At 69.2% G+C, this 26,784-nt stretch carries 26 protein-coding genes; 7 read left to right on the top strand and 19 right to left on the bottom strand.

Going from position 1 to position 26,784, the window contains the following annotated elements; translation table 11 throughout:
* Positions 1 to 39: 39 nt before the first annotated feature.
* The 4 genes from J7I44_RS16580 to J7I44_RS16595 form a co-directional block, all read right to left on the bottom strand.
* Entirely contained in the window at positions 40 to 234 is a 195-nt protein-coding gene (locus tag J7I44_RS16580) for a hypothetical protein (protein WP_209623275.1), read from the bottom strand.
* A 302-nt stretch (positions 235 to 536) separates the two neighbouring features.
* Positions 537 to 848, bottom strand: a complete 312-nt coding sequence (locus tag J7I44_RS16585; RefSeq protein WP_209623277.1) for a hypothetical protein — start codon at positions 846 to 848, stop codon at positions 537 to 539.
* A gap of 592 nt (positions 849 to 1,440) precedes the next feature.
* A complete protein-coding gene (locus J7I44_RS16590) occupies positions 1,441 to 1,749 on the bottom strand; it encodes an antitoxin Xre/MbcA/ParS toxin-binding domain-containing protein (protein ID WP_209623279.1) in 309 nt (102 codons plus the stop codon).
* A gap of 14 nt (positions 1,750 to 1,763) precedes the next feature.
* On the bottom strand, positions 1,764 to 2,060 hold the full coding sequence (locus tag J7I44_RS16595; protein WP_209623281.1) for a hypothetical protein: 297 nt from the start codon (positions 2,058 to 2,060) through the stop codon (positions 1,764 to 1,766).
* A gap of 315 nt (positions 2,061 to 2,375) precedes the next feature.
* On the opposite strand from J7I44_RS16595, the gene J7I44_RS16600 reads away from it, so the two are divergent.
* The 5 genes from J7I44_RS16600 to J7I44_RS16620 all read left to right on the top strand — a co-directional run bounded on the left by J7I44_RS16600 (position 2,376) and on the right by J7I44_RS16620 (position 10,331).
* A complete protein-coding gene (locus J7I44_RS16600; protein ID WP_209623284.1) occupies positions 2,376 to 4,658 on the top strand; it encodes a nitric-oxide reductase large subunit in 2,283 nt (760 codons plus the stop codon).
* Positions 4,659 to 4,776: 118 nt separating this feature from the next.
* Complete coding sequence (locus J7I44_RS16605) at positions 4,777 to 5,181, top strand: SirB2 family protein (RefSeq protein ID WP_209623286.1); 405 nt, start codon at positions 4,777 to 4,779, stop codon at positions 5,179 to 5,181.
* Positions 5,178 to 7,121, top strand: a complete 1,944-nt coding sequence (locus J7I44_RS16610; protein ID WP_209623287.1) for a pyridoxal phosphate-dependent decarboxylase family protein — start codon at positions 5,178 to 5,180, stop codon at positions 7,119 to 7,121. The genes J7I44_RS16605 and J7I44_RS16610 overlap by 4 nt, the downstream gene beginning before the upstream one ends.
* Positions 7,122 to 7,128: 7 nt before the next feature.
* On the top strand, positions 7,129 to 8,250 hold the full coding sequence (locus J7I44_RS16615) for a PLP-dependent cysteine synthase family protein (RefSeq protein ID WP_209623289.1): 1,122 nt from the start codon (positions 7,129 to 7,131) through the stop codon (positions 8,248 to 8,250).
* A gap of 599 nt (positions 8,251 to 8,849) precedes the next feature.
* Positions 8,850 to 10,331 (top strand): UbiD family decarboxylase, encoded by a 1,482-nt coding sequence (locus tag J7I44_RS16620; RefSeq protein ID WP_209623291.1) that lies wholly within the window; start codon positions 8,850 to 8,852, stop codon positions 10,329 to 10,331.
* 133 nt (positions 10,332 to 10,464) lie between these two features.
* Here J7I44_RS16620 and J7I44_RS16625 read toward each other — a convergent pair whose 3' ends face one another.
* Together J7I44_RS16625 and J7I44_RS16630 are read right to left on the bottom strand one after the other, a co-directional pair.
* Positions 10,465 to 10,800 (bottom strand): hypothetical protein, encoded by a 336-nt coding sequence (locus tag J7I44_RS16625; RefSeq protein ID WP_209623293.1) that lies wholly within the window; start codon positions 10,798 to 10,800, stop codon positions 10,465 to 10,467.
* 204 nt (positions 10,801 to 11,004) lie between these two features.
* Positions 11,005 to 11,475 carry a hypothetical protein gene (locus J7I44_RS16630; RefSeq protein ID WP_209623294.1) on the bottom strand — a complete coding sequence of 157 codons (471 nt, stop codon included), beginning with the start codon at positions 11,473 to 11,475 and terminating at the stop codon, positions 11,005 to 11,007.
* Positions 11,476 to 11,519: 44 nt separating this feature from the next.
* Between J7I44_RS16630 and ubiU the strand changes: the two genes are divergently transcribed.
* On the top strand, positions 11,520 to 12,632 hold the full coding sequence (gene ubiU / locus J7I44_RS16635) for a ubiquinone anaerobic biosynthesis protein UbiU (protein WP_209623295.1): 1,113 nt from the start codon (positions 11,520 to 11,522) through the stop codon (positions 12,630 to 12,632).
* Positions 12,633 to 12,646: 14 nt separating this feature from the next.
* Entirely contained in the window at positions 12,647 to 13,519 is an 873-nt protein-coding gene (locus J7I44_RS16640) for a U32 family peptidase (protein ID WP_209623296.1), read from the top strand.
* 36 nt (positions 13,520 to 13,555) lie between these two features.
* Here J7I44_RS16640 and trhA read toward each other — a convergent pair whose 3' ends face one another.
* From trhA to J7I44_RS16705, 13 genes are all read right to left on the bottom strand, one after another.
* Positions 13,556 to 14,218: a PAQR family membrane homeostasis protein TrhA gene (trhA, locus tag J7I44_RS16645; protein WP_209623297.1), complete on the bottom strand. Its 663-nt coding sequence runs from the start codon at positions 14,216 to 14,218 to the stop codon at positions 13,556 to 13,558.
* Complete coding sequence (gene fabB, locus J7I44_RS16650; RefSeq protein ID WP_209623299.1) at positions 14,215 to 15,423, bottom strand: beta-ketoacyl-ACP synthase I; 1,209 nt, start codon at positions 15,421 to 15,423, stop codon at positions 14,215 to 14,217. Before fabB ends, trhA begins: the two co-directional genes overlap by 4 nt.
* The gene (gene fabA / locus J7I44_RS16655; RefSeq protein ID WP_209623300.1) at positions 15,423 to 15,938 is read right to left on the bottom strand and encodes a 3-hydroxyacyl-[acyl-carrier-protein] dehydratase FabA; all 516 of its coding nucleotides are present in this window, start codon (positions 15,936 to 15,938) and stop codon (positions 15,423 to 15,425) included. Before fabA ends, fabB begins: the two co-directional genes overlap by 1 nt.
* Before the next feature lie 239 nt (positions 15,939 to 16,177).
* Positions 16,178 to 17,611 (bottom strand): L-aspartate oxidase, encoded by a 1,434-nt coding sequence (locus tag J7I44_RS16660; RefSeq protein ID WP_209623302.1) that lies wholly within the window; start codon positions 17,609 to 17,611, stop codon positions 16,178 to 16,180.
* Positions 17,611 to 18,636: a quinolinate synthase NadA gene (gene nadA, locus J7I44_RS16665; protein ID WP_280921091.1), complete on the bottom strand. Its 1,026-nt coding sequence runs from the start codon at positions 18,634 to 18,636 to the stop codon at positions 17,611 to 17,613. Before nadA ends, J7I44_RS16660 begins: the two co-directional genes overlap by 1 nt.
* A gap of 16 nt (positions 18,637 to 18,652) precedes the next feature.
* Entirely contained in the window at positions 18,653 to 19,573 is a 921-nt protein-coding gene (ubiT, locus tag J7I44_RS16670; protein ID WP_209623304.1) for a ubiquinone anaerobic biosynthesis accessory factor UbiT, read from the bottom strand.
* Positions 19,570 to 20,814, bottom strand: a complete 1,245-nt coding sequence (locus J7I44_RS16675) for a hypothetical protein (RefSeq protein WP_209623306.1) — start codon at positions 20,812 to 20,814, stop codon at positions 19,570 to 19,572. The genes ubiT and J7I44_RS16675 overlap by 4 nt, the downstream gene beginning before the upstream one ends.
* A complete protein-coding gene (locus J7I44_RS16680; RefSeq protein WP_209623308.1) occupies positions 20,795 to 21,040 on the bottom strand; it encodes a DUF2249 domain-containing protein in 246 nt (81 codons plus the stop codon). Before J7I44_RS16680 ends, J7I44_RS16675 begins: the two co-directional genes overlap by 20 nt.
* Before the next feature lie 255 nt (positions 21,041 to 21,295).
* Positions 21,296 to 22,489 (bottom strand): alginate export family protein, encoded by a 1,194-nt coding sequence (locus J7I44_RS16685; protein ID WP_209623310.1) that lies wholly within the window; start codon positions 22,487 to 22,489, stop codon positions 21,296 to 21,298.
* Positions 22,490 to 22,702: 213 nt separating this feature from the next.
* Positions 22,703 to 24,229: a copper-containing nitrite reductase gene (gene nirK, locus J7I44_RS16690; RefSeq protein WP_209623312.1), complete on the bottom strand. Its 1,527-nt coding sequence runs from the start codon at positions 24,227 to 24,229 to the stop codon at positions 22,703 to 22,705.
* Positions 24,230 to 24,388: 159 nt separating this feature from the next.
* Entirely contained in the window at positions 24,389 to 25,759 is a 1,371-nt protein-coding gene (locus J7I44_RS16695; protein ID WP_245188239.1) for a tyrosinase family protein, read from the bottom strand.
* Positions 25,760 to 26,023: 264 nt separating this feature from the next.
* Positions 26,024 to 26,245, bottom strand: a complete 222-nt coding sequence (locus J7I44_RS16700; protein WP_209623314.1) for a hypothetical protein — start codon at positions 26,243 to 26,245, stop codon at positions 26,024 to 26,026.
* Between the two features lie 48 nt (positions 26,246 to 26,293).
* Entirely contained in the window at positions 26,294 to 26,647 is a 354-nt protein-coding gene (locus tag J7I44_RS16705) for a hypothetical protein (RefSeq protein WP_209623316.1), read from the bottom strand.
* Positions 26,648 to 26,784: the final 137 nt, after the last annotated feature.

Raw genomic sequence — 26,784 nt, forward strand, 5'->3', positions numbered from 1 at the left:
CAAGGCAGCGTGCCTGGACGGGACCAAACGGCCATCAGCTCACTTCGCTTCCAGCGAAGCCTGCAGCGCCGTAGCCAGCGCCGCATCTCCACTGACCAGGTCCTTCCAGCGCAATTCCACGCCTCGCCGCCGGCCTTTCTCCGTCAATTTCAGACCGTCAGGATCGACCACCAGCGTGTAGGCGGTATCCCCAATAGTCAGTTCGCGCTTGAGCGGTTTGTCGAGAGGCGTCATCGGATACTCCTGCGAAGCGGGGGAAATGGCTTGGAGTTTGGCGCCGAGGGCCGCGAACCTTTCGTGGTGGGTGTATTCTTAATTGCGCATAATGTCTATTATGTAAAATACGATATGTTGGGTGTGCAGCCTTTACGCGACGGCTGTTGCCCTGTATCACTGGGCCGCCTGCCGGTACGACTTTGGCGGCCCGTGCGCCGGCTGGCGTACACGCGGCGGCCCGCTACCCACCGCGAACGAAGCGCGGCGATGTATGCCTCCAACCGAACACCGCGCGGCACTTGGCGCCTGGATCGCGGAGGCTAATGACGCCGATACAGGCCCGAGCACGGCACCACGTGGCCCGCTTCCAGGACTTGTGTATAGCTAGTCCCGTCCACGCGAATGATGGTGCCGGAAACGCACCGCTCGTTGACCGCAAGCCGCCGCCGTTGAAGATCGGCTGACCTGGCGCGTTGCTGCGCAACCTGACGCGCATGCTGTTCCTGCTGGATGCGCTGCGCCTCTTGATCCGCAGCCGCAGCGATGCTGGCCAACACCACGGCGCGCCCGACGAACGCCAACGCCGAAAACGTCATCAGGGCGAGCAATACGCCCCAAAACACCTTACCCATGCCGATCCCCTGTACTCCGTGCAGGAAGGATAACGGCACGCAGCGCCTACGGGTCTACGCTCGATCAAAAGCAACCGAGGCCAGCCTGTGTCCAAAGGTTTTGGTAGGTACGCCCCACTTGCCCGAATGGCTCGCTTCGGTCGGCCGAGCAAAAAGCGGGTTCGGCGTGAACAGGTCGCATTCGAAGGGATGACAGGTGGCAGGTGCAGGCGGGTCGAGCCGGATGCCCTGGACAGCGTTCATGGCCGCCCTGAGCTACGCCCTTGGGTTCCCTGCCCGGATACCTGCTCCCGCGTATCCATCTCCCGGAAGGAGCCGTCTCCCAGTGAAGATCGACGGGGCACGGCTGACCTTGGTGACCCTGGCCCATGAGCCCCACGCACCGACGACGCCTCGCGTCACTTACACGCTTTTTCGGTGAGGTCGCGGTTTTCGTCAGAGCGGGACATTGCGCCCGAGGCTCCACCATCTCGGCCAGGAGGAACGCCAGCTCCTCATCTTGGCACTTGCTCTGATCGCGTACCAATCACCATCCTCCACCCGGTCATCGTACTGGCCTCGACACGCCGAGGCATCGAAGCGAACAACGCAATCAATAGGCGACACCCGCCTGCAGCGTGGTCGCCCGCGTCGGGCGTCCCGGCGAGAGCTGGTCGCACACCGTATCCAGGTCGCCCTCGGCGAGCAGGTCGTAAGCCAAACGACCATCGAACGCGCGCTGGTGCATGGACATCCAGCGCGCCGCCCGCTGCCGATCACCCGATAACTGCACCGCCAGGTGCGCGATGGCGGCATGCTGCGCTTCCAGCACGCCGAACGCGCGCTCGATGGCCGCGTCGCGGGCCAGTTCCAGTTGGCGAAGCTCCTCGGCGACGATTTCCAGGCTGCGGCCTGCCTTCATTGCGCTAGCGTGCTTCACTGCAAGGTTCTCCGCTCCGCGCGATCGACTGCGATCGTCGCCCGCAGAAAGCCAAGCACGGCGTGCACCCTGCCGGCCCTGACCAGTTCCGACGCGGTGCATCCATCGAGCACCGCAAGTGGCACGCTGCAGTACCAGGCCATGGCTGCCACGGGGTCGGGCTCCAGCACGGCGGCGAGGCGCAGCACGGCAAGCGCCGCCGCCCGGGTGTCGTCAACTGGCGATGGCGGCCCCGGAACGTGCGTTGCAGACCGCACGCTCTCGTTCGGCCATGCCGGGGATGTCGAACGCATCGGATGCCTCCTGCAGAAAACTTGCGGGCCAACGCTAGGCAGTACGCACGGGCGCGCCTTTTGGATGCCTGCTCGGTCCGGACGGGCATCTTGTGGCTTTGGTCCAGCCGTACGCCCACTGCCGATCGGGCTTCCGTGGCCCGTTGGCCCACCGGCCGGCGTCCCTGGCCGCGAGAGAGAAAGTTTGGTCCGGTCGGGCCCGCCCCGGGCACTGCGACAAATCGCCCACGGCCCCGGGCGTCGACCGCCTGACTTGAATCAAGAGCAGCCATCGGCTTGCCCCTGACCATGCGCGCGTCCTCAAGGAGACGCGCAATGAGTACCACCCGAAAACTCTGGCTGGGGCTGGCGGCTTTGCTGCTGGCCTCGTTCGCCGTCCTGTTATGGGTCGGCAAGGAAGTCCATCAGCAGGCACCACCGCTGCCCTCGGCCGTGGTCACCACGGACGGCCATACGCTCTATACGCGGGCCGACATCGAACAGGGCCGACAGGTGTGGCAGAGCATCGGCGGGCAGCAGTTGGGCTCGATCTGGGGCCACGGCGCGCTGGTGGCCCCGGACTGGAGCGCCGACTGGCTGCATCGTGAAGCGACCACCATGCTGGAGCTGCTCGCACGCGACGAAGGCGCCGCTTCGTTCGCCTCGCTGGATGCCGGCCGCCAGGCCGCGCTGAAGGCGCGTGTGCAGTCCGAAGAACGCACCAATACCTACGACGCCGCCAAGGGCACGATCACCGTGTCGCCGCTGCGCGCTCACGCGATGGAAGTGGTCGCGCTGCACTACGACAGCCTGTTCAGCAACGACCCGGCCACGCACAAGCTGCGCGAGGGTTATGCGATGCGTGAGAACACCATCGCCGAGATGGAGAACCGCCGCGTCGTCACCGCCTTCTTCTTCTGGACCAGCTGGGCCGCCGCGGCCGAGCGTCCCGGGCACAGCGTGAGCTACACGCAGAACTGGCCGTTCGATCCGCTGGTGGGCAACCAGCCCAGCGGCACGAGCTTCATCTGGTCGATCTTCAGCATCCTGTTCCTGATCCTGGGCATCGGCCTGCTCGGCTGGCACCACGCGGTGCAGAGCCACAAGGAAGAGCCGGCAGTCCCGCCGGCGCGCGATCCGCTGGCCGACTTCAAGCCGACGCCGTCGATGAAGGCGACCGCCAAGTACTTCTGGACGGTGATGGGCCTGTTCCTGACCCAGATCCTGCTCGGCGCCACTACCGCGCATTACCAGGTGGAAGGCCAGCAAGCCTATGGGTTCGCGCTGGCCAACATCCTGCCCTATGCGCTGACGCGCACCTGGCACACCGAACTGGCGGTGCTGTGGATCGCCACCGCGTGGCTCGCTACCGGCCTGTACATCGCGCCGGTGATCGGCGGGCATGAGCCGAAGTTCCAGCGCCTGGGCGTCAACTTCCTGTGGGTGTGCCTGATCCTGATCGTGGTCGGCTCCTTCGCCGGCCAGTGGTTCGCGGTGATGGACAAGATGGGCCTGAAGTACAACTTCTGGTTCGGCCACCAGGGCTGGGAATACACCGACATCGGCCGCTTCTGGCAGATCTTCCTGTTCATCGGCCTGATGCTGTGGCTGTTCCTGGTCGGGCGGGCGTTGTGGCCGGCGATCAAGCGCCGCGACGAAACCTCCAACATCGTGGGCCTGCTGTTCCTCTCCACCATTGCGATCGGCCTGCTCTACGGCGCCGGCCTGATGTGGGGCGAGCACACCCACATCGCGATGGTCGAGTACTGGCGCTGGTGGGTAGTGCACCTGTGGGTGGAAGGCTTCTTCGAGGTGTTCGCCACCGCGGTGATCAGCTACCTGTTCGTCCGCCTTGGGTTGCTGCGCGTGCACAGCGCCACGGTGAACGTGCTGTTCGCCACCATCGTGTTCATGGCCGGCGGCGTGCTCGGCACCCTGCACCACCTGTATTTCACCGGCACGACGACCGCCGTCATCGCACTGGGCGCCAGCTTCTCGGCGCTGGAAGTGGTGCCGCTGGCGCTGATCGGCCTGGAGGCGTACGACAACTGGAAGAAGCAGCACGCCGCACCGTGGATGGCCCGCTACCGCTGGCCGATCATCTTCTTCGTGGCGGTGAGCTTCTGGAACCTGATCGGCGCCGGCCTGTTCGGCTTCCTGGTCAACACGCCGATCGCGCTGTACTACATGCAGGGCCTGAACCTGACGGCCACGCACGGCCACACCGCGCTGATGGGTGTGTACGGCATGCTCGGCCTGGGGCTGATGCTGTTCTGCCTGCGCGGCATCAAGCCGGATGTGGAATGGCGCGAGGGCTGGCTGAAGGGCGCGTTCTGGTCGCTCAACATCGGCCTGACGCTGATGGCCGCGCTGACCCTGCTGCCGCTGGGCATCCTGCAGCTCGACGCGGTGCTGGACCACGGCTACTGGTTCGCCCGCTCGGAGCACTTCATGGACCGCCCGCTGATCCACCTGCTGGTGTGGATGCGCGTGCCGGGCGACACGCTGTTCGCGGTGGGTGCGCTGCTGACCTCGGTGTTCGTGGCCTCGCTGTGGCTGGGCGGCAAACGCCAGCCCAGAGCGGTGCCGCTGCCGCAGGCGGCGCCGGAGAACGCTTGACCAACATCAGGGCGCGCCGCGAGGCGCGCCCTGATCCTTTCAGGCAGATGGAGCGCCCGGTACGCGGAAGCTCCGCGGTCGCGCACAGGGCGCGCTCCCACAAAGAATGCTCAAGCCCATGTTCGAGTTCTATCCACAGATCAAGGCCGTGCACATCACCTGCGTCCTGCTCAGCGGCGCGCTGTTCGCGCTGCGCGGGTTGCTGGTGCAGGTCGGCTATGCCGGTGCGGCGCAGTGGGCGCCGCTGCGCTATCTCAGCTACACCATCGATACCACGCTGCTCACCGCCGCGCTGATGCTGCTCACCGTCCTTCCCGGCGCCTACTTCGCCAACGGCTGGCTGACCGTGAAGCTGGTGCTGGTGGTGGCCTACGTCGTGCTCGGCAGCCTGGCGCTCAAGCGCGCACGCACGCCTGCCGCCCGACGGATCTTCCTGGCCGCCGCGCTGGCGGCCTACGTGTTCATCCTGGGGATCGCACGCATGCATCATCCACTGGGCTGGCTGCACGGGTGGCTCGCATGAGCGCCGCCCTCGACCTGCCGCCGGAACCGTCGCGCGACCATACGCTCGACGCCTGCTTCCTGGGGCCCTACGGTGAGAACGACACGCTGCTGGAAAAGCTGCTGGTCGAGTTCCTGCGCGACCACGTGTACTGGCGGCGCAATTTCCATCCGGAGGATCCGCCGGCGATCGCCACTTCGGCCGCCAGCCATCCGGACTACCTCGCCTTCGAGTCGCGCATGCGCCGGGAGCTGCATCAGCTTTCGGCGGCGCTGAAGAAATCGGTGCCGTTCCACAGCCCGCGCTACATCGGCCACATGGCCTCGGACCTGCTGCTGCCCGGCCTGGCCGCGCAGATGCTCACCCTGCCCTACAACCCCAACAACGTCAGCGAGGATGCCGCCCCGGTCACCGTCGACCTGGAAGTGCAGGCCGGCCTGCAACTGGCGCGCATGCTCGGCTACCCGCACGACCCGGCGCGGCCGGATTGCGCCTTCGGCCACCTCACCTCCGGCGGTACCGTCGCCAACTACCAGGCGCTGCGCCTGGCGCTGGCGCTGAAGGCCTTCCCGGTCGCGCTGCGCGCCGCCCAGGTCCCCGATCTCGTCCTGCCGGAGGATGACTGGAGCGCCTTCAATCTTTCCCCGGCCGCGTCGATCGCGCTGCTGGAACAGTGGCAACACTGGCTGGCTGCGCTGGCGCCGCCGGTGCGCGCGCAATGGCGTGCCTGGGTTGAAGCCGAGCGCATCGAGCAGCGCGGCCTGGCCGGCTTCTTCGCCGCGCACCCGCAGCTGCGCTTGCCGCGTGTGTTGGCGCCGATCACCGCCCATTACTCCTGGAGCAAGGGCGTCAAACTGCTCGGGCTGGGCCGCGACAACCTCGAGCTGCTGCCGACCCGCGACATGCGCCTGGATGCCGACGCCCTGGCCGAACGGCTGCATCGCCTGGCCCGGGCGCGCGAGCCGGTGTTGCTGTGCGTGGCGGTGCTGGGCGGCACGGAGTACGGCACCATCGATCCGGTGCACGAAGTGCTGAAGGCCCGCGAGGTGAGCCGCGCGCAGGGCCTGGACTTCGCGGTGCATGTGGATGCCGCCTGGGGCGGCTACCTGGCCACCGTGTTTCGCCGCGAGGACGGCAGCCTGCGTCCGCGCGAGGAAGTGGCCGCCGATTACACGCATTTCCCGGCGCCCCACGTGCACGCCGCGTTCGCCGCGCTGGGCGACACCGACTCGGTCACCGTCGATCCGCACAAGCTCGGCTACCTGCCTTACGGATCAGGCGCCTTCGTCTGCCGCGACCACCGCGCCATGGCGCTGCTGGCCGAGCGCGCCGACTACGTCTTCCACGGCGCCACGCCGGCGGACTACCTGGCGCGCTACCGCAGCCTCGGCCAGTACATTCCCGAGGGCTCCAAGCCGGGCGCGACCGCCGCGGCGGTCTACGTCACGCACAAGGTGCTGCCGCTGGACCACGCCCACTTCGGGCGGCTGCCGCGGGCGACCCTGCAGGCGGCCGAGGCCTTCCATGCGCGGGCACGGCAATGCGCCGACGAGCTGGCCGGATGCGTGCACGTGCTGGTGCCGTTCGCGCCGGACAGCAACCTGGTGTGCCTGGCGCTCAACCCGCACGGCAACCGCGACGTGGCCACGGCCACTGCCTTCGTGCGCGCACTGCACGACGAGCTGCGCTGCGACGTGCACCAGCCGCTGCAGGTGAAGGAGTTCTTCGGCTCGGTCACCAGCCTGCGCCCGGACGTGCTCGGCCAGGCACAGACGCGACGCATCCTGGACGCTTTGGGCCTGGACGCGCACACGCTCGACGGCGGCGAAGACCACCTGCTGATCCTTCGCCACACGCTGATGAACCCGTACCTGATCGACCACGAAAACGGCATCAGCTACATCGACCGCTACTTCGACCATCTGGCCCGGCGCCTGCGCGCGCTGGCCGCTGCACGGTGATACCGCCATGAACCATCCCATTGCCCTGCAACCGCATCGCACCAGCCATGACCGCGCCTGGGTGCACGATGCCCTCGATGCGCTCGCGCAGGAAGCGGCGCGCTCGGCCGACACGCACCTGCTCAAGCTCGCCCTGCCCGGCTTTCCCGGGATCGACTTCTACTTCAAGGACGAGGCGGCCCATCCCAGCGGCAGCCTGAAGCACCGCCTAGCCCGCTCGCTCTATCTCTACGCGCTGTGCAACGGCCGGCTGCACGAAGGCCAGCCGGTGGTCGATGCCTCCTCCGGCAGCACCGCGATTTCCGAAGCGTGGTTCGCGCGGATGCTGGGCCTGTCGTTCACCGCGGTGATGCCTGCCTGCACCGCGCCACGCAAGATCCGCGACGTGCAGGCGCTCGGCGGCCGCTGCGACCTGGTGGAAGACCCGTCGCAGGTGCACGCGCGGGCCGCGGAACACGCCGCGCGTGGCGCCTGTCACCTTGACCAGTTCGGGCTGGCCGAGCGCGCCACCGACTGGCGCGGCAACAACAACATCGCCGAGTCGATCATCCAGCAGATGGCGCGCGAGCCGCAGCCGATGCCGGCGTGGATCGTCTGCGGCGCTGGCACGGGCGGCACTTCCGCGACCATCGGCCGCTACCTGCGTTATCGCCGCCTGGACACACGGCTGTGCGTCGCCGAGCCGTCCGGCAGCGGTTTCGTGCAGGGCTGGCGCACGCGTGATCGCAACGCCGCCGCCAGACGCCCCACGTTGATCGAGGGTATCGGGCGCCCGCGGGTGGAGTCGGGCTTTCTGTTCGAAGTGGTCGACCACGTGATCGAAGTCCCCGATGCCGCCTCGATCGCCGCCGCGTGGATGCTGGAAGACCTGCTCGGGCGACGCTACGGCGGCTCGTCGGGCACCAACCTGGTCGCCTGCCTGCAACTGGCGGCGACAATGCGTGCACGGGGCGAGCGTGGCAGCATCGTCAGCCTGCTGTGCGACCCCGGCGAACGCTACGCCGAAACCCTGTTCGACCCGACCTGGCTGGCAGCACGCGGCGTGGACATCGCGCCGGCACGGGCCGCGCTGGAGCGCTGCATGGCGACGGGCGTGTGGACGCCGTCGGCTTTTCCCCTGGCAGGCTGAGGCAAGCCTTCCCCCATCCGCCCTTCGGGCACCTTCCCCCGCGCGCGGGGGAAGGATCGGGTGTGTGTGTCTCGCGATTGTCCGAACCACCGGGAATCCCAAGTGAACCTTCCCTACAACGCGCGGGAAGGCTCCGACGCGTGCTTTCTCTGCGATCGTCTGAACCCCGGCCGGCGCTCCCCAAGTGAGCCTTCCCCCCCGCGCGCGGGGGAAGGATCGGGTGTGTGCGTCTCGCGATCGCCGCAACCCACCGGCGCTCTCCAAGTGAGCCTTCCCCCGTTTACGGGGGAAGGTGCCGACAGGCGGATGGGGGTGAACGGAGCGCGCGGCTACGGTCTTCGCGGTCCGCTTTCAGCGATGGCGCCTCTGGCAAGCCTTCCCCCATCCGCCCTTCGGGCACCTTCCCCCGCGCGCGGGGGAAGGATCAGGTGTGTGCCTTCGACGGTTTGCCGGGCAACCACCGAGTGATCCCTCCGCTCGCGAAAGAAGTGCCCACAGGTGGATGAGGCGCCTGTGCTGCACGCCCCGCCTGACCCGCGTCAAGGCGACGCGCAAGACGGCTTGGGAGTCTAGCCCAACCTCCACGCGACGATCCGTCCATGAGCCACCACGACCTGCGTTCCTTCCTTGCCCAGCTCGAACGCCAGCAGCAGCTCGCCCGCGTGCAGGCGCCGGTGGAACCGCACCTGGAAACCACCGCCCTGTGCCACCGCGCCCTGCGCGAAGGCGGCCCGGCGTTGCTGATGGAACACACGGTCGGCTCGGACCACGCGTTCCTCGGCAACCTGTTCGGACACCGTCGCCGCATCGAGCTTGCCCTCGCCGGACGGCCGATCGCCAGCCTCCGCGAACTGGGCCAGTTGCTCGCCTCGATCAAGGAGCCGCGCTGGCCGGCCAACCTGCGCCAGGCGCTGGCCACCTGGCCCGAGCTGGCGCAACTGGCGCACGTTGCGCCCCGCCACGTCGATGAAGCCGCCTTCCTGCACGAAACGGTCGAAGGCGAGGACATCGACCTGGCGCGCCTGCCGATCCAGCACTGCTGGCCAGGCGACGCGGGGCGCCTTATCACCCTCGGCCTGGTGATCACCCGCGGCACCGCCAAGCGCCGTCAGAACGTGGCGATCTACCGCCAGCAGGTGATCGGCCGCAACCGCGTGATCATGCGCTGGCTGCCGCACCGCGGCGGCGCGCTGGACTACGCCGACTGGCGCCTGGATCGTCCACGCGATCCGTTCCCCGTGCTGGTCGCGATCGGTGCCGATCCGGCCACCTTGCTGGCCGCCGTGGCGCCGGTGCCGGACACGCTCTCCGAGTACGAATTCGCCGGCCTGCTGCGCGCCGAACGCACGCGCCTGTGGCGCAGCGAACGGACCGGCCTGGATGCGCCCGCCGGCGCCGAGATTCTGCTCGAAGGCTTCATCCACCCGGACGACACCGCGCTGGAAGGACCGTTCGGCGACCACACCGGTTACTACAACGCACAGGACCAGTTTCCCGTGCTCACCATCGAGCGCATGCACCTGCGTCAGGGCGCGATCTACCACGGCAGCTACATGGGCCGCGCGCCGTTCGACGAGCCCTCGGTGCTGGCGATGGCGCTGAACGAGGTGTTCGTGCCGATCCTGCAGAAGGTGTTTCCGGAGATCGTCGACTTCCACCTGCCGCCGGAAGCCTGCTCCTACCGTGTCGCCGTGGTCGCCATCCGCAAGCAGTACGCCGGCCACGCGCGGCGCGTGATGATGGGCGTGTGGTCCTACCTTCGCCAGTTCACCTACACCAAGTTTGTGATCGTGGTCGATGCCGACGTCGACGTGCGCGACTGGTCGCAGCTGATCTGGGCCATTGCCACGCGGGTGGATCCGGCGCGCGACACGATGCTGGTGGAGAACACCCCGATCGACTACCTCGATTTCGCCAGCCCGGTCGCCGGCATGGGCTCCAAGCTCGGCATCGACGCGACCAACAAGTGGCCGGGCGAAACCAGTCGCGCCTGGGGCATGCCGATTGCGCCGGATGCGGCGGTGGAGGAGCGCGTGGATGCGTTGTGGCGCGCACTCGGCGCCCATGCCGGGGTTCGCTAGAGCGGCCGCGGGACAAGCTGTCCAAGGCACCGCGCAGCGAACTCCGCGATCGTGGACGCGGCCTCAAGCGGCTTGTGCGGGGCGCCGGCCGACAATACCAGTGGCATGAAGGTAGAGTGCGCAATCGACCTTGTCAGGCGCGTACCGCCGCCGGTTCCCCGGGCGCCCTGGCTGGCACCTGCGGCTCCGTGGCCGCCAGCACCGCGAGCGCTTCGCGCAGTTGCGGCTGCAGTGCGTTCCACGCGCTTTCCCATTGCCCCTCGCGTGGCCTGGCCTGCCCGAACCGCAGCAGCATGGCGTGGGCGCTTTCCAGCCGGGCGCGCAGGGCATGGTTCTCGGCCAGCACGCGTTCGTGCTCGTCCCTGCCGACCATGAAGACCTTGCGGTCCTTGCACACGCCGATGCACGGCTGCGGGGCTTCGATCCTGCCGCAGCCGATGCATTGCCATACCTGGGTGTAGTCGGTCATCGGTCTTCGCACCTTTCGTTCGCGGGTGCGATGCTCGCGCCGGACGGGCGCGCCGGTCCTGACGCAGGTCAGGCGCGCGCTTGGCGTTTGTTCGGCCCCGCCGTGGCAGCGGGCTGAAGGCCGTCCTGCGACGCGGCGCGGCCAGGGTGGGCGTCAACCCGCCATCCCTCTTCCGCGCCGGCGTTTCGCAACCCGCGCTTACGCTCAGCGCGCGTGCCCTCCGGCCACCGCCCAGCCCGGGTCGTCGAAGTACCGCGGATAGTCCGACACCGCGTTGCGCATGGCCTGCACCTGCGCCATGTCCTGCGGGTCGGTCTTTAGCTTCTGCGTGGCGCCGAGCAGCGGCACCAGCATCCCGTGCAGCACGGCGTCCTGCTCCGGCGCGAGTTTGCATTTGGCGAAGATGTCAGTGGCCGCCTGTTCGATCAGGCCTACGCGATCCAGCGCCATGGTCGCGTCCATGTGGCCCATTTCGTAATGGCGCAGTTCTTCCAGCGCGGTGTGGATGCGGCCCATGCCGTCGCGCAACGCGGCGTCCGTCGACCAGCGTTGTGCCGGCGGCGGTACCGGCTGGGTGACGTGCGCGTGCGCAGCGTGGTCGTGCTGGGCGCGGGCAGCGCCCGGCGCCACCGCAAGGACCGCGAGCAGCACGACGGACAGCTTCATCGGGGACATGGATGTGGGCTCCTGCATGCGGCGGAGGTGCCGCGTTCGATCTGATGGTAGCCACCGCCGTTCGCCGTGCCTTGATCCGCGACAAACTGATCCACGTCAACGCCGCGTCCGCTTGCGGCGACCACGATGCGCGCACTTCCACAGCTACCGAGGTGCGCATGCAACTGGTCTGTCCCGCCGGCAACCTGCCGGCCCTGCAGGCGGCCGTCGCGGCGGGCGCCGACGCGGTCTACGTGGGCTTGCGCGACGAAACCAACGCGCGCGCCTTCCCCGGCCTCAACTTCTCCGATGCCGAGCTGCACCAGGGCATCGCCCACGCCCACGCGCGCGGCCGCAAGGTCTACCTGGCGCTCAACACCTACCCGGACAGTGCGCGCCTGAAGCAATGGCATGCGGCGGTGGACAAGGCCGCCGTGCTCGGCTGCGATGCGATCATCGCGGCCGAACTGGCGGTGCTGGACTACGCCTCACGGACGCACCCTGCGATGGCGCGGCACCTTTCGGTGCAAGGTTCGGCCACCACCGCGCCGGCACTGCGCTACATGCATGAGCGCTTCGGCATCAGCCGCGCGGTGTTGCCGCGTGTGCTCTCGATCCAGCAGGTCGAGCGCCTGTGCGAGACCAGTCCGGTGCCGCTGGAGGTGTTCGCCTTCGGCAGCCTTTGCATCATGGTCGAAGGACGCTGCCAGCTCTCCAGCTACGTCACCGGCGCCTCCCCCAACCGCCACGGCGTGTGTTCACCGGCGAAGTACGTGCGCTGGGACGAACACGACGACGGCCGGCGCAGCGTGCGCCTCAACGACGTGCTGATCGACAAGTTCGAGCCGTCCGAACCGGCCGGCTACCCGACCGTGTGCAAGGGTCGCTTCGACGTGCGCGGCGAAACCTTCCACGCGCTGGAAGAACCGACCAGCCTCAACACGCTCGAACTGCTGCCGCGTCTGGCGAAGGCCGGCGTCGCCGCGTTGAAGATCGAAGGCCGCCAGCGCGGCGTGGCCTACGTTACGGCGGTCACCCGCACCTGGCGCGATGCGCTGGACCGCTACCGCGCCGCGCCCGATGCCTGGACGACGCAGCCCGCATGGCAATCGGCGCTGACCCGGCACGCCGAAGGCCACCAGACCACCCTGGGCCCTTACCACCGCCGCTGGCACTGACGCAGGAACCGCGCATGAAACTCAGTCTCGGACCGTTGCAATACTTCTGGCCGCGCGAGCGCACCCTGGCCTTCTACCGCGAGGCGGCGCAGTGGCCGGTGGACGTGATCTACCTGGGCGAGACCGTGTGCAGCAAGCGCCGCGAGCTCGCCACGCGCGACTGGATCGCGCTGGCCGCCGAACTGGCCCAGAGCGGCAAGCAGGTCGTGCTTTCCTCGCTGGCGCTGATCGAGGCCGAGTCGGAGCTGGGCGTGGTCAAGCGCCTGGTCGCCGAAGGCAACGGCTGGATCGAGGCCAACGACCTCTCTGCCGTCCAGCTTTGCCGCGAGCGCGGGGTTCCCTTCGTTGCCGGACCCACGCTCAACGTCTACAACCACCGCGCGCTGCAGTTGCTCATGGACGACGGCCTGCGCCGCTGGGTGCCGGGCGTCGAGCAGGGCCACATGCTCATCAGGGAACTGCGCGACGCCATGCTCGCCGAGGGCGGCACCATGCCGGAGCTGGAAGTGATTGCCTTCGGCCGCCTGCCGCTCTCCTTCTCCGCCCGCTGCTTCACCGCCCGCGCGCTGGACGTGCCCAAGGACCAGTGCGGCTTCCGCTGCATCGACTACCCCGACGGCCTGCCGCTCGCCACCCGCGAAGGCAAACCCTTCCTGCGCATCAACGGCATCCAGATCCAGGGCGAGGAGGTCACCGACCTGGGGCCGGAGCTGCCGATGCTGCGCGAGCTGGGCGTGGACGTATTGCGGCTCTATCCGCAGGCCGAGGGGATGGCGGAGGTGGTGGCCCACTTCCACCTGGCACGCCGCTCGCCGCAACCGCCGCCGCGCATCGGGGTACGCAACGGCTACTGGTTCGGCGAGCCGGGCATGCAGGCGGCAACGTAGCGGCGTGCCTCGGCCGGGCCACCGCCCCCGCGCCCGTCAGTGGGCGTAGCGCCACACCGTGACGTAGTGGCAACCGGTGCCGGCCAGCACGAACAAGTGCCAGGCGAAGTGGCTGTAGCGCAGCCTGTCGTGCAGCACGTAGAACACCACGCCCACGGTGTAGGCCACGCCACCGGCCAGCAGCCAGGCCAGGCCACCGGGAGCCATGTGTTGCCACAGCGGCCGGATCGCCACCAGCGCGAGCCATCCCATCCCGACGTACAGCCCCGTGGACAGCCGGTGGAATCGGGCTCCGACGAGCGTCTTGAAGATCACGCCGGCCACCGCGAGCGTCCAGATCACGCCCAGCAGCGCCCAGCCCCCACTGCCGCGCAACACGCCCAGCGCGATCGGGGTGTAGGTGCCGGCGATCAGCAGGTAGATGGCGGCGTGGTCCACCCGTCGCAGCAGGCGTTTGGCCCGCGTGTGCGGGACGGCGTGGTACAGGGTCGAGGCCAGGTACAGCAGGATTGCGCTGCTGCCGAACACCGCCGCGCCGAGCACCGGCAGCGCACCGCCGCGCTGCAAGGCGTCCAGGACGAGCAGCGGCAAGCCCGCGATGGCCAGCAGCAGGCCCAGACCGTGGCTGATGCTGTTGGCGATCTCCTCGCCGGTGGTCGGTGTGCGGGCGAGCTTGCGGATGCGCTGCGGGAGGCTCATACCCGTGCGAACACCAGGCTGGCATTGGTGCCGCCAAACCCGAAGCTGTTCGACATCACCGTCGCCAACCGCGCCGGGCGGCTGTCGCGCAGGATCGGAAAGCCTTCGGCGCGCTCGTCGAGCGAGTCGATATTCGCCGAACCGGCGACGAAGCCGCCGCGCATCATCAGCAGGCTGTAGATCGCCTCGTGCACGCTCGCGGCGCCGAGCGAGTGGCCGGTCAACGCCTTGGTCGAGGACAGCGGCGGCATGGCATCGCCGAACACTTCGCGCACGGCGTTGAGCTCGATGATGTCGCCCAGCGGCGTGGCGGTGCCGTGGGTGTTGAGGTAGTCGATCGGACCCTCGACGTTGGCCAGGGCCATCTGCATGCAGCGCACCGCGCCCTCCCCGCTTGGCGCGACCATGTCGGCGCCGTCGGAGGTCACCCCGTAGCCGACCAGCTCGGCATGGATGTGCGCGCCACGTGCGCGGGCGTGCTCGTAGTCCTCCAGCACCAGCATGCCGCCGCCACCGGCGATGACGAAGCCGTCGCGAGCGGCGTCATAGGGGCGCGAGGCGGCGGTCGGCACGTCGTTGCAGCTGCTGGACAGCGCGCCCATCGCGTCGAATTGCGCGGTCATGCCCCAGTGTTCCTCCTCGCCACCGCCGGCAAACACCACGTCCTGCGCGCCGTGGCGGATCAGGTCGGCGGCGGTGCCGATGCAGTGCGCGGACGTGGCGCAGGCGGCGGCGAGCGAGTAGCTCAGGCCGAGGATGCCGAACGCGGTGGCCAGCGTGGCCGAAACGGTCGAGCACATCGTGCGCGGCACCATGTACGGACCGACGCGGCGCACGCCCTTCTCGCGCAGCAGGTCCGCCGTCTCGATCTGCCAGTGCGCCGAGCCACCGCCGGAGCCGGCGACCACGCCGGTGCGCGGGTGACTGACCTGCTCCTGCGTCAGCCCGGCGTCGGCGATGGCCGAGCGCATCGACACGTAGGCATAGGCCGCCGCGTCGCCCATGAAGCGGCGCAGCTTGCGGTCGATCGCCGCTTCCAGGTCGATGTGCGGCACGCCGGCGACCTGGCTGCGCAGGCCGCGGGTGGCGTAGTCGGGCATGGCGCGAATGCCGCTCTTCATGTCGCGCAGGGCGCGCGCGACCGTGTCCGCCACGTTGCCCAGGCAGGAGACGATGCCCATTCCGGTGACCACGACGCGGCGCATCAGAAGTTCTCCGTCGACTGGAACAGGCCCACGCGCATGTCGGTGGCGACATAGATCAGGCGGTCGTCGACGAAGGTCTTGCCGTCGCTCACGACCAGATTGAGCTTGCCGCGCATCACCCGGCGGACGTCGATCTCGTAGCGCACGAGCTTCGCGCTCGGCAGCACCTGGCCGGTGAACTTCACCTGCCCCACGCCCAGCGCCCGGCCGCGTCCGGGCTCGCCCAGCCACGGCAGGAAAAAGCCGGAGAGCTGCCACATCGCATCGAGTCCCAGGCAGCCGGGCATCACCGGATCGCCGGCGAAATGGCAGCCGAAGAACCACAGCTCCGGATGGATGTCGAGCTCCGCGCGCAAGACGCCCTTGCCATGGGCGCCACCGTGGTCGTCGACGTGCGTGATGCGGTCGAACATGAGCATCGGCGGCGACGGCAGGCGAGCATTGCCGGGGCCGAACAGTTCGCCGCGGGCGCAGGCAAGCAGCTGTTCGCGGTCGAACGAGGAAGGACGTGTCATGGGGAGTTCTTCAGTGGAGGTGCGGGCAGTCTGGTCAGCGCGTTGCATGGCGGCCTTGATTCGGGTCAAGGGGGTGTGCGGTGCGCGGATTGGTCGCATGGGTGCGGTTTACGGCGGGGTGCCCACATCCGCCCTCCACGGTGGGCCGACCCTTCCTGCGTATGGCGACGTTGCGTCGTGATCCTTCCTGCGCTGGCGGGGGATGCTGCCCGGAGGGCGGAAGGAGTCTTGCCGTGACGCTAAGCTGCCAGCGCATCCCGCCGCCAATGCGCGCCAAGGCTCCCCGTCCGCCGCAAGGCCGCCAGCAACAGCGCCTCGGCCAGCCGCGCCTGCCAGCCATGCCACCGACCGCACTGGCGCAGCGCATCACGCAACGTGGCGGCGTCGCGCTGTGGTCCGGCGGCCGACCACATGAGTTGGCGCAACATGGCCAGCGAGCCGGGGTCCAGCGGCGGCCCACGCTCGATCCAGCGCGCCGCACCCTGCCCGCGCGCTGCCCACGGCAGCCTCGCCAGTCGCTCGCCCAGCCGCCGCCCACAGGCCACGCCTTCGAGCAGTGAGTTGCTGGCGAGCCGGTTGGCCCCGTGCACACCGTTGCAGGCCACCTCGCCCACCGCGTGCAGGCCCGGTACGCCGGTATCGCCATCGAGGTCGGTGGACAGGCCGCCCATGTGGAAATGCACGGCCGGCGTCACCGGGATGGGCGCGGTGCGCGGGTCGATGCCGTGTTCCAGGCAGGCGGCGAGCACGGTCGGAAAACGACGCGGCCAGTCGGTGATCGCCGTGGCATCGAGCCAGGCTCCGTGCTCCTGGCAGGCTTGCCATACACGACGGGCCACCACGTCGCGCGGCGCGAGATCACCCAGCGGATGCACGCCGTCCATCAACGGCCGGCCACGTGTGTCGCGCAGCCGCGCACCGGCGCCGCGCAGCGCTTCGGTGACCAGCGGCAGACCCTGCCGGTGCGGAAGGTCCAGCGCGGTCGGATGGAACTGCACGAACTCCAGGTCACGCGCCCGCACCCCGGCGGCCAGGCCCAGCGCAAGGCCTGCACCATCGGCGCCCGGTGGATTGCTGGTGCGTGCGAACAGGTTGCCGATACCGCCGGTGGCAAGCACCACGTGCGCGGCGTGGTGGGTCTCCTCGCGACCGCGCTCGTCTCGGGTGCGCAGGCCGACCACGCGGCCATCGCGCCACAACAACGCGTCGACCTCGACACCGCCGCGCCACTGGACGTGCGACGCGCGTTGGGCCTGCGCCCGCAGTGCGCGGACCAGTGCCGCACCCGTCGCGTCACCGCCGGCATGCACGATGCGCGGCAGCCCGTGGCCGCCTTCGCGACCGAGCCGCAACGTACCCGCCTCGTCACGATCGAAGGCGACGCCCTGCGCCTCGAGCCAGGCGACGGCCGCAGGCGCAGCGTCGGTGAGCCAGCGCACCGCGGCGGCATCGTTGTGATGGGCACCGGCCACCAGCGTGTCATGCGCATGCGCCGCCGGGGCGTCGGCCGGATCGATGGCCGCGGCGATCCCGCCCTGGGCCAGTGCGCTGGCGCTGCCCACGCCATCGTGCGCGCGGCAAAGCAGCCGCACTGGCCGCGGTGCGGCGGCGAGCGCGGTGGCCAGCCCGGCAACCCCTGCACCCACGATCAGCACCGGCGCGTCGGCGCGCATCACACGATCTCGCGTCGACCTACCGCCAGCATGCGTTCCAGCGCGCGGCGGGCGCGCGCGGCGATGTCGGCAGGCACGTCCACCACGTGCTTCATGTCGCGCAGCGCGGCATGGATGTTGGGCAGCGTGATCCGCTGCATGTGCGGGCACAGGTTGCAGGGCTTGATGAACTGCGTTGCCGGGAAGCGCGCGCGCAGGTTGTCGGCCATGGAGCATTCGGTGATCAATGCCACGCGCTCGGGCTGCTCGCGCTCCAGCCATCGGCTCATCGCGCTGGTCGATCCGACGAAATCGGCCTCGGCCAGCACCTCGGGCGGGCATTCGGGATGCGCCACCAGCCTGGCATCGAAACGCTCGCGTGCGTGGCGCGCTTCCTGCGCGGTGAACTTCTCGTGCACCTCGCACTGGCCGTGCCAGAGGATCAACTGGACATCCGTCTGCGTGGCGACGTGGCTGCCCAGGTAGCGGTCGGGCAGGAAGATCACCCGCTCGCTGCCCATCGCCTCGACCACCTGTACCGCGTTGGCCGAGGTGCAGCAGGCATCGGACTCGGCCTTCACCGCGGCGGAGGTGTTGACGTAGCTGACCACCGGCACGCCCGGATGCTGCGCGCGCAGAGTGCGCACGTCCTCCGCGGTGATCGAGGAGGCGAGCGAACAGCCGGCTTCCAGGTCGGGAATAAGTACGGTCTTGTGCGGCGCCAGGATCTTGGCGCTCTCGGCCATGAAGTGGACGCCGCACAGCACGATCAGGTCCGACTCGCAGCCGGCCGCCGCCTGCGCCAGCGCCAGCGAGTCGCCAGTGATGTCGGCCACGCCGTGGAAGATCTCCGGCGACTGGTAGCTGTGGGCCATGATCACCGCGCCGCGCTCGCGCTTGAGCGCGTTGATCGCGTCGATCCACGGCAGGTGCATCGACAGTTCCAGGCACGGAACCAGCGGCTCCAGCCGTTGCATCAGCTCGGCGTACTCGTGCTCCATCCCGTCGCGCCAGGCGGGCGCGGTGGCAGGGGTTCGCGGGGACATGGCGATCCTTGTGGGGTCAGGCGTGGTGTGCGTCGCGTGCCGCGCGGGCAAGGCGGGCGCCGCGGTTGAGTGCGATACGCAGGCCCAGCGGCACCGATTCCCACGGCAGGCGATCGAGCAGATTACGTGCCGTGAGGCCGAGCTCCGTATCGCCGGTAAGTACCAGCGTGCGCTGGAAGAACAGCGTGTCGGCGTCTTCCAGGCGGCTGGCGAGCAGCAACAGATCGGTGGCACTGCCGCGCACGCTGGCCTCGGGCGTGTCGTCGATCACCACCAGGCGGCCCTCGTGCAGGGTCAGCACCCAGCGCAGCCTGAGGTCGGTGACTTCGATGCCGAGCCGGCGGCCGGCCATGAAATCGAGCGCGTGTTCGGCCAATGGCGCAGCCAGCACGCGCGCCATGGCGCGTTCGAGCAGTGCATGCTGCCAGCGTGCCGGAACCACGCGCAGCAAGGGGGCGAGGTGCCGTGGCGGCGGCAGCAGGCGCAGCATCGGCGTGGCGCGGGCAAGGTCGGGGTTCATGCCATCGAGGATGACCGGCTTACCGTCGGGCTCGCCCTGATCCAGGTCAACCACCAGGCCCTGCTGCATGCAGGCATCGCTGATGGCCAGGTCGAGCAGCCGTGTCGCGGTGACTGACGGAACGCCCAGGCGTTGGGCCATGCCCTGGGCGCGCTGGCGCACGGCGTGCTCGCGTCGTGGATCGCGCGAGGGCGCGCCGGCGCAGGGCTTGAGTCGTGCCACCAGGCCGACCAGCCGGCGACGCGCCGCGAGCAATACGAGCAAGCCGTCGTCCACCGCATCGATCGCCGCACGGGTGCGCGCCAGGGCAAAGCAGGACGCCTCCCGTAGGGTGGGTTTCAGCGCACCGCCCCGTCGGCCACGGATCGACGGTGGGCTGGTGCCCACCCTGCGCACGTCCTGTCGTCCGCGGCTCACGCGCGCTGCGCCACGCGGCGGAGAAACGTGCGGCCGGCAAGCAAGGCGCTCGCCAGCGCGTAGCCGTGAACGCTCCAGGCGACCAGTTGCCCGAGGGCGGCCAGCCGCGCAAGCCACGGCATCGGCCACAGCACGGCCGCGACCAGCAAGGGAGCGGCGGCACCTTGCGCGAGCAGGACGCGGCGCCTGGAGGCGTCCGGCAACAGGCGCTGCACACCGGGCAACTGCACCCCGCGCGGCACGCGCCGGCGCAGCGCGATCCACTCGACGAACGGCACGATCTCCAGCGCCATGCCCGCGACCAGCAACGGCAGGCCGACGCCCAGCCCAAGCGCACCGGCAACCATCCCCTGCCCCGCGGCGAGCGCCAGCGCGGCGAGCGCCAGGGCGAGCAGTCCCACGCGCCAGTGCAGGAACAGCGCGTTATGGCGCGCACGCGGCACGCGTCGTTGTAGCCAGAGCGCGCCGAACGCGAAGCTGGCCGCGCCGGCCACCATCGCCAGGGGCAAGGTGCGATCGCCCGCATGGCGAAGATGCAACGCCACCGCCGCGAGCAATCCCGTCGTCACCACGGCGAGCCAGATGGCCTGGACGCGCGGCGGCACGCTGCCGGTGCCCTGGAACATCGGCATGACCACTCGCGCAACGGTCGCCAGCAACAGCACTATCCATCCCAGGACACCGAGGCCTGCGTGCGCGTCGACCGCAACCAGCGGCCACGCGATGCCCCTGCCCAGCAAGAGCGCCAGCCCGCCGCCCGCCACTGCGGCGAGCATGCCGAAGCCGAGCGCAAGGCCAATGCCGGCGCGCAGCAACCGCTCGCCGGCGGCGGCCCACAGGCCGGGAACCGTCATCGCGCCCAGCCAGAGGAAACTTGCCGGCAACACCACGCCGGCGGTCAACAGCGGCCAGCGTGCCTGCGTGTAGAGCCCGGCCACCAGCACCAGCACGCCGAGGTTGAACAGCGCATGCAACGCCGGCACGCCCTGCCAGCCGCGCGGCTGCACGCCGACGGCAGCAGGCAGGAACTGCAGCAGGCTGCCGAACATCGCGTTGCCGAGTATGCCGAGCGTCCAGACGTGCACCAGCGCAAGCGTGGCCGGATACCAGCGCGTCAGCAGCGCGGTATCCCCGTCGACCAGCAGCAGCGCGGCTCCCGCCACGCCCCAGCACGGCATGGCGAGCAGGAAGCGCAGCGGCAGCGTGGCCGGCGGCGCCTGGTCAAGCCGGAGTTTCGGCATCGTCCGGGCGACGGATCTGCACGCGCACGCTGCCATCGGCTTGCGGCTCGCCGGGCTCGGCGTCGAAGCCGCGCTGGGCCAGTTCCATCAGCAACGGACGCGGGAGCATCGGGGCGACGATCGTGAGCAGCTCGCCGGGCGCCAGCGCGTCGGCGGCGTCCAGCGCGTGTTGCATGGGCAGCGGCGGCGGCAGGCGACGCAGGTCGAGTTCGATGGGTGAAGTCATGCCGACATTGGACCGCGCGAGTGCTGCGCAACGCGCTGACGCAGATCAACGTGGTGGGCTTTCGGTGCTTCGGACAAGGTCCGCTCCCGAAGCCTGCGCGCTTCAGCCCCCTCTCCCCTCCGGGGAGAGGGCTGGGGTGAGGGGCCGCTCTTGCGACCATCCCCCTATGAGCGCACGTACTGCTGACCTTCCCCGCGAGCCCCGCCCCCCAACCAAACCCTCTCCCCAGGGGGAGAGGGCTTCGGAGCGGCGACTTCAGCGCAGCGCCTGCACGCCCTTCCATTCCACCTGCAGCCAGAGCTTGGCGTCGTCGCGGCCGAAGCCATCGGCCCGATAGCTGGCCAGCTTGAGCAGGCCATTGATCGCCGTGCTGAAGGCGTAGCCCAGCGAGCCGTCCCACTCGCTGCCATAGCGGCCACCGCGGGCGGCGCGGTAGTCGTGCCAGGCAACCGTCCAGCCAATGCGGGCCTGCGGGCCGAAGGCACCATTGATCGCGGCGTAGCGGTCGTCCAGGCCACCGGCAGGCGTCACCGCGAACTGGTCGTCCCAGCCGTTGAAGGCGTGCAGCGTGGCCAGCGGGGTCTGCAAGGCGTGGTGGCCGTTGCCGCCCAGGTGTTCCCAACCGAGCTTGCCGGTGATGCCGTGCTGGGTCCACGCGGGTTCGGCCAGCCAGTAGGCGTGTGAGAAGTGGAGCGGATTGCTGGCGTAGTCGGTCTGCTGCGCTGCCTCCAAGGTCCAGCCGAATCCGTCCGCCGCGGGCTTGCCGCTCCAGCGCGCGCCGTAGGTGGCGCTGGACGCCGTGGCAACGTCGCGGTCCTCGTGCAGGTAGGCGTAGCCACTTAACTGCTGCATGCCGCGCTTGAAGGCCGCATTGAGCAGGTGCGTGTCGAGCTTGCGCTCGCGTGCCGTGGGCAGGAGCGCGTCACGCCCGGCGACGCGATGCACGCGGTCGAGCCAGGCGTAGCGCACGGTCCAGTCGGTCGCGGGTTGCCACTGCAGCGCGACTGCGTCGAAGGTCTGCTCGTGCTGGCGCCAGCCCACGTTGCCGATCCAGCGCTGGTTATCGAACAGCAACCGCTGGCGGCCGGCGATGGCGCCGAACCGGTTGCCCTGCCAGGCGAGATAGGCCTGGTTGAGCTCACCGCCTTTCGGATCGGTGATGGTCGGGTACTGCGTGTGGCCATTGGCGCCGCTGTTGTAGTGGCCACCGGCAGCCGCCACGCCGGCGCCTTCGAGGTAGCCGCTGAAGCCCGCGCCGAACTGGGCGCGCAAGCCCAGCCGCAGGCGCAGGGTATCGGCGCGGGCGTCGCGGGCGAAGGCGTCGTTGTCGACCTGCTCGTGCCGGAGGCGCGCATCCCACTCCAGTTGCAGCGGGGCGGGCGTGTCGGCGGCCCAGGCCGGGGCGCTGGCGAGGGCCAGCAGGCAGGCAGTGGCGAGACGCGTGTGCATGGATGTCGCTCCTTGGGAAATGCGCGCAGTCTCGGTAGCGCGGCGGGCCCGCGGCTTGACGGGCGTCAAGCAGGCGGGGCGGTGCGGCAACCCGCCGCGGACGTCCAGGCGTCCATTCGGTTCGACCAAAAAAAGAGGTGGCCAAAGGCCACCTCAAGAAGTGCCGGCGAGCGATCTGCTGCCGCCGGCCTTGTTCTGTCGACCGGGTATCGATCAGTGCTCCGCGGTCGGCGCCGGGGCCGGCTGGGCGCGCACCTTGGCCACCTCGTCCTTGCTCACCTGGCCGCCCGGGTTGCCCCAGCTGTTGAGCACGTAGGTCAGCAGGTTCGCCACCTCGTCGTCGGTCAGCTGCGACATTGGCGGCATCACCGAGTCGTACTCCTTGCCGTTGACGGTGACCTTGCCAGTCAGGCCATGCAGCGGGATCGAGATCAGGTGGTTCTTGTCCTGCTTGGCCAGGTAGTCGGATTTGGCCAGCGGCGGGAACACGCCGGGCAGGCCTTCGCCGTTAGCCTGGTGGCAGACCGAGCAGGTGCCGGTGAACAGCTGTTTGCCTGCGGCGACCTGGTCCTCCTTGCTGAGCGTGCCGGCGGCACCGGCCTTGGCGGCGGTGCTCACCGCGTGCAGGTTCGGTTCGGCACGGTCACCGAGGTAGACCGCGTCCACTTCCTTGCCCGAATAGATCGCCTTGTTCTCCGCGCCGTCGACCTTGAGGATGCCCATGGCGCCCTTGTTGAACGCGCGGAAGATCGAGTGATCGACCAGCACATAGCTACCGGGCACGTCGGTGTGGAATTCGACGATGGCCGCGCCGCCGGCGGGAATCAGCGTGGTCTGCACATTCTCCTGCGGATGCAGGCCACCCTCCTGCTGCACGCGGTCGAAGATCTCGCCGATGACATGGAAGCTGGAGACCAGGTTGGGGCCGCCGTTGCCGACGAACAGGCGCACCGATTCACCCACCTTCGCGGTCAGCGCCTTGTCGCCGGTGAGCGAACCCTCGTGGCCGTTGAACAGCACGTAGGTCGGCTTCTCGTCGATGGCCTTGTCCATGTCGAACGGCTGGTGGCCCTTCTCGCGGTACTTGCCGGTGGTGTAGAAGTCGCCCTGCATCACGTAGTACTCGTGGTCGACCTTCGGCAGGCCCTCCGGCGGCTCGACCAGGATCAGGCCATACATGCCGTTGGCGATGTGCATGCCCACCGGCGCGGTGGCGCAGTGATAGACGTAGATACCCTGGTTCAGGGCCTTGAAGGTGAACTGCGATTCATGCCCCGGCGCAGTGAAGCTCGACGCAGCGCCGCCGCCGGGACCGGTGACGCCGTGCAGGTCGATGTTGTGCGGCATCTTGCTGTCGGGCGCGTTCTTCAGATGGAACTCGACCGTGTCGCCCTGGCGCACGCGGATGAAGCTGCCCGGGACGGTGCCACCGAAGGTCCAGTAGGTGTAGGTGACGCCCTCGGAGATCGACATCTCCTTCTCCACCACCTCCAGCTCGACGATCACCTTGGCCGGGTAGTTGCGGTGGATCGGCGGCGGCACGTTCGGCGGACTGGTGAGTACCGCGTGGATCGGCTCGCCCTGCGGCGGACCGAAGTCGGTCGGCGCGGACAGCGGCGCGGGCGCCGCGTAGGCCGCGGGGCTGGCGGACAAGGCCGCATCGGCGGCCTGCTTTCCGGAGCAGGCGGCGAGGGCCAGCATGCTGGCGGCCGCGAGCACGGTGGACAGCATTCGTGACATGGGGGTGTCTCCTGTGGTTTCGGCGCCAGCGTAGATTTGGGCCTTCACCCGCGCTTGACTTGCGTCAGGCGCGCCACAGGAAACCGGCGGCTGCGTCAGCCTGCCACACCAGCCGCGCCCGCCGGGCGCGTGCGTCCCGGCGGGCGGTTCGACCGCGCTTCAGTCGGCCTCCATCCAGAGGCGGTCGATCACCACCGCGTCGCCCTGCGGTGCGCCGTCCGCAGCGACGCGCACGAAGCTGAGCGTGAGTGCATCCAGCGGCTCGGGCCAGATACGGCCGAGCACCTCCTGCGCAGGGATGACGATCCGCACCGGCGCCTGCATGGCGGCCATGCCTCCGCCGGCCATCATCCGCGCGTGGCGTGCAACGCTGATTTCAAAGGGCCCGAGCGTGCCGACCAGGTAGGTCTGCTCCGGTTGCGCCAGGCCCGTGGTCGGCAGGTTCAACAGGATCTTGTAGAAGTAGCCGCCCCCCGAGCCCGCGCCGGTGAGGCTGACGCCATCGAGCACGATCCGCAGCGCATCGCCGGCGGGCGTTGTGCCCTGCCCCTGCGCCGTGGCCAGGCTCCGCACGCGGTTGCGCCCGTCCACGTTCAGCGGGATCAGCACGCGCGTCGACTGCGAGCCCAGCGCGAGGCCACCCAGGCCACCCAGCGATGCACCCTGCGGCGGCAGCGGGGCGGCGAAGGCCTCCTGGATGGACGGCCGTTGTGCCGCCAATCGGTTGGGCTGGCTCGTCGGCAGGGTCGAATCGTCGTAGCGATAGCCGAGGATGTCTGGCGCGTAGGTATCGGCCCGTTTCATTCCCGATACCGCATTGCCGTAGGAGAACGAACCGGACCAGTAGCTGGCCGTCGTGGCAGGCATGCGCCGCCCATCGCCCGCCTGCACCCAGGCATCCCACAGGCGATCGATATTGGCGTGGTGCAGCCAGAAGATCGGGTCCCGTGGCGACACCGCGATGTTGTTCATCGTCCCGCCGATCAGGTTGTGCACGCCATTGTGCGGTGCGGACTCCACGGCCGGCTCGAAGGCATCGGTCTTGCCGCGCTGAAAATGGATCAGGGCCGGATCGGAGGCGCCCAGGGTGCAGGCGCCGGAGACATCCGTGCCCGTGCGGTTGCGCACGTAGAGCGGCGAGCTGGAGTCGCGGAATTCGGCGGGAACGAGCGGATGCTCGTAGTAATTCCAGTAGGGCAGCACCAGCGCGCTGTTACCCGAGGCCTTGCGCAGCTGTGCCTCGAAGCGCGCCAGGAAGCCGCGATGCCAGGCCAGGAAATACGGCTTGCCGTGGGGGCAGAAGTTGGCATGCACGTTCGTCCAGTAGGCCCAGCTGCCGGGCTTCGTGCTGTTCGTGTTGGCGCGCATTTTGGCGACCGCGCCAAGGAAGGCCTGGTAGAGCGGGCCATCGCGGAACTGCGGCCACGAGGGCCGCGTACGCAAGCTGGTGGCACCCATGAGTTCGCGTGGAAGCATGGGCACCAGGGCCAGCGAAGCCGACGCCTGCAGGAATTGTCTCCGGGTGATCATCGTGTCCTCCATTCCGGTGCGTGGCTGCCGCGCGATGTCGCCGCAGCCCTCGGTCTTGGCGCGCGCATCAGGCGCGCAAGAGGGAACCTAGGGAGATATCGGGCGTCGGCGTTGATGCACGTCAACCGGCCAAGCGGCGCGCGACGCGAGGTTGTGAAGGAACTCGGGCACACCCTACGGGCGGCGCGGAAACCGGCGATCGCACAAACGCGCCCTCGCTCCAGCCGGGAGGCCCGCGCTCGCCCGGCCGGAAGACCGTTTCGCCTACCGCCACCAGCCCAGGGCGTAGGGCGTGCCGTCCGGATGCGCGTACCAGCGCACCTGGTTGCGGCCGCCAGGGCACGTGTCGCCCCGGGACAGGTCGATGATCACGCCGTCGCGCGAGGCCAGTTGTCCGTGGTAGCACCTGCCGAAGTTGTCGCGGTAGTTGCGCAGGACGTTGCTCTCCCAGCGCGGATCGGGCTGCTCGTCGCCGCCCTTGAGCACGGAGAAGAAGCGCGCACCGGCATGCGTGACGAAGTGCCCGAAGCCGAGCTAGTAATGATCGCCGTCCATCACCCGGCCCTGCAGTACGGTCACGTTGGTGCGCTTGTAGTCGGCATACCAGCCGTCGGTGTTTTCCACGTGCGTGGCGATGCGATAGGTCAGCTGCAGCGGATAGCTGATGCTGGTCTGGTCCGAGTCGATCAGCCGGGTTCCGGCCATCCGGCGGCTGGTCTGCTGCACCGTGCTGGTCAGCGCGATGACCTGGCTGTAGAGCTTGTCGCCCTCGGGATCGGGCCGTTGCTCGCCTTCCAGGTGCATGGCCTGCGTGCTGTCGAAACCGCTGGCCTGATGCACCTGCGAGTCGATGCGCCCCTGCGAGGTGTTGACGAAGCCGGCGATCACGAAGTCGCGCCGCTGCCGCGTGCGGATGTCGCCCCGGATGGTCAGCCGGCCTTGCCGTTGGTGCGGGGCATGTAGGGTCGCGTGCGTACGTGCCGCAGGCCCAGCCGGCGCAGCAGTCGCCGGAAGGTGCGGGACTT

It is taken from the genome of Frateuria flava, from assembly GCF_017837635.1.
Lineage (GTDB): Bacteria > Pseudomonadota > Gammaproteobacteria > Xanthomonadales > Rhodanobacteraceae > Frateuria_A > Frateuria_A flava.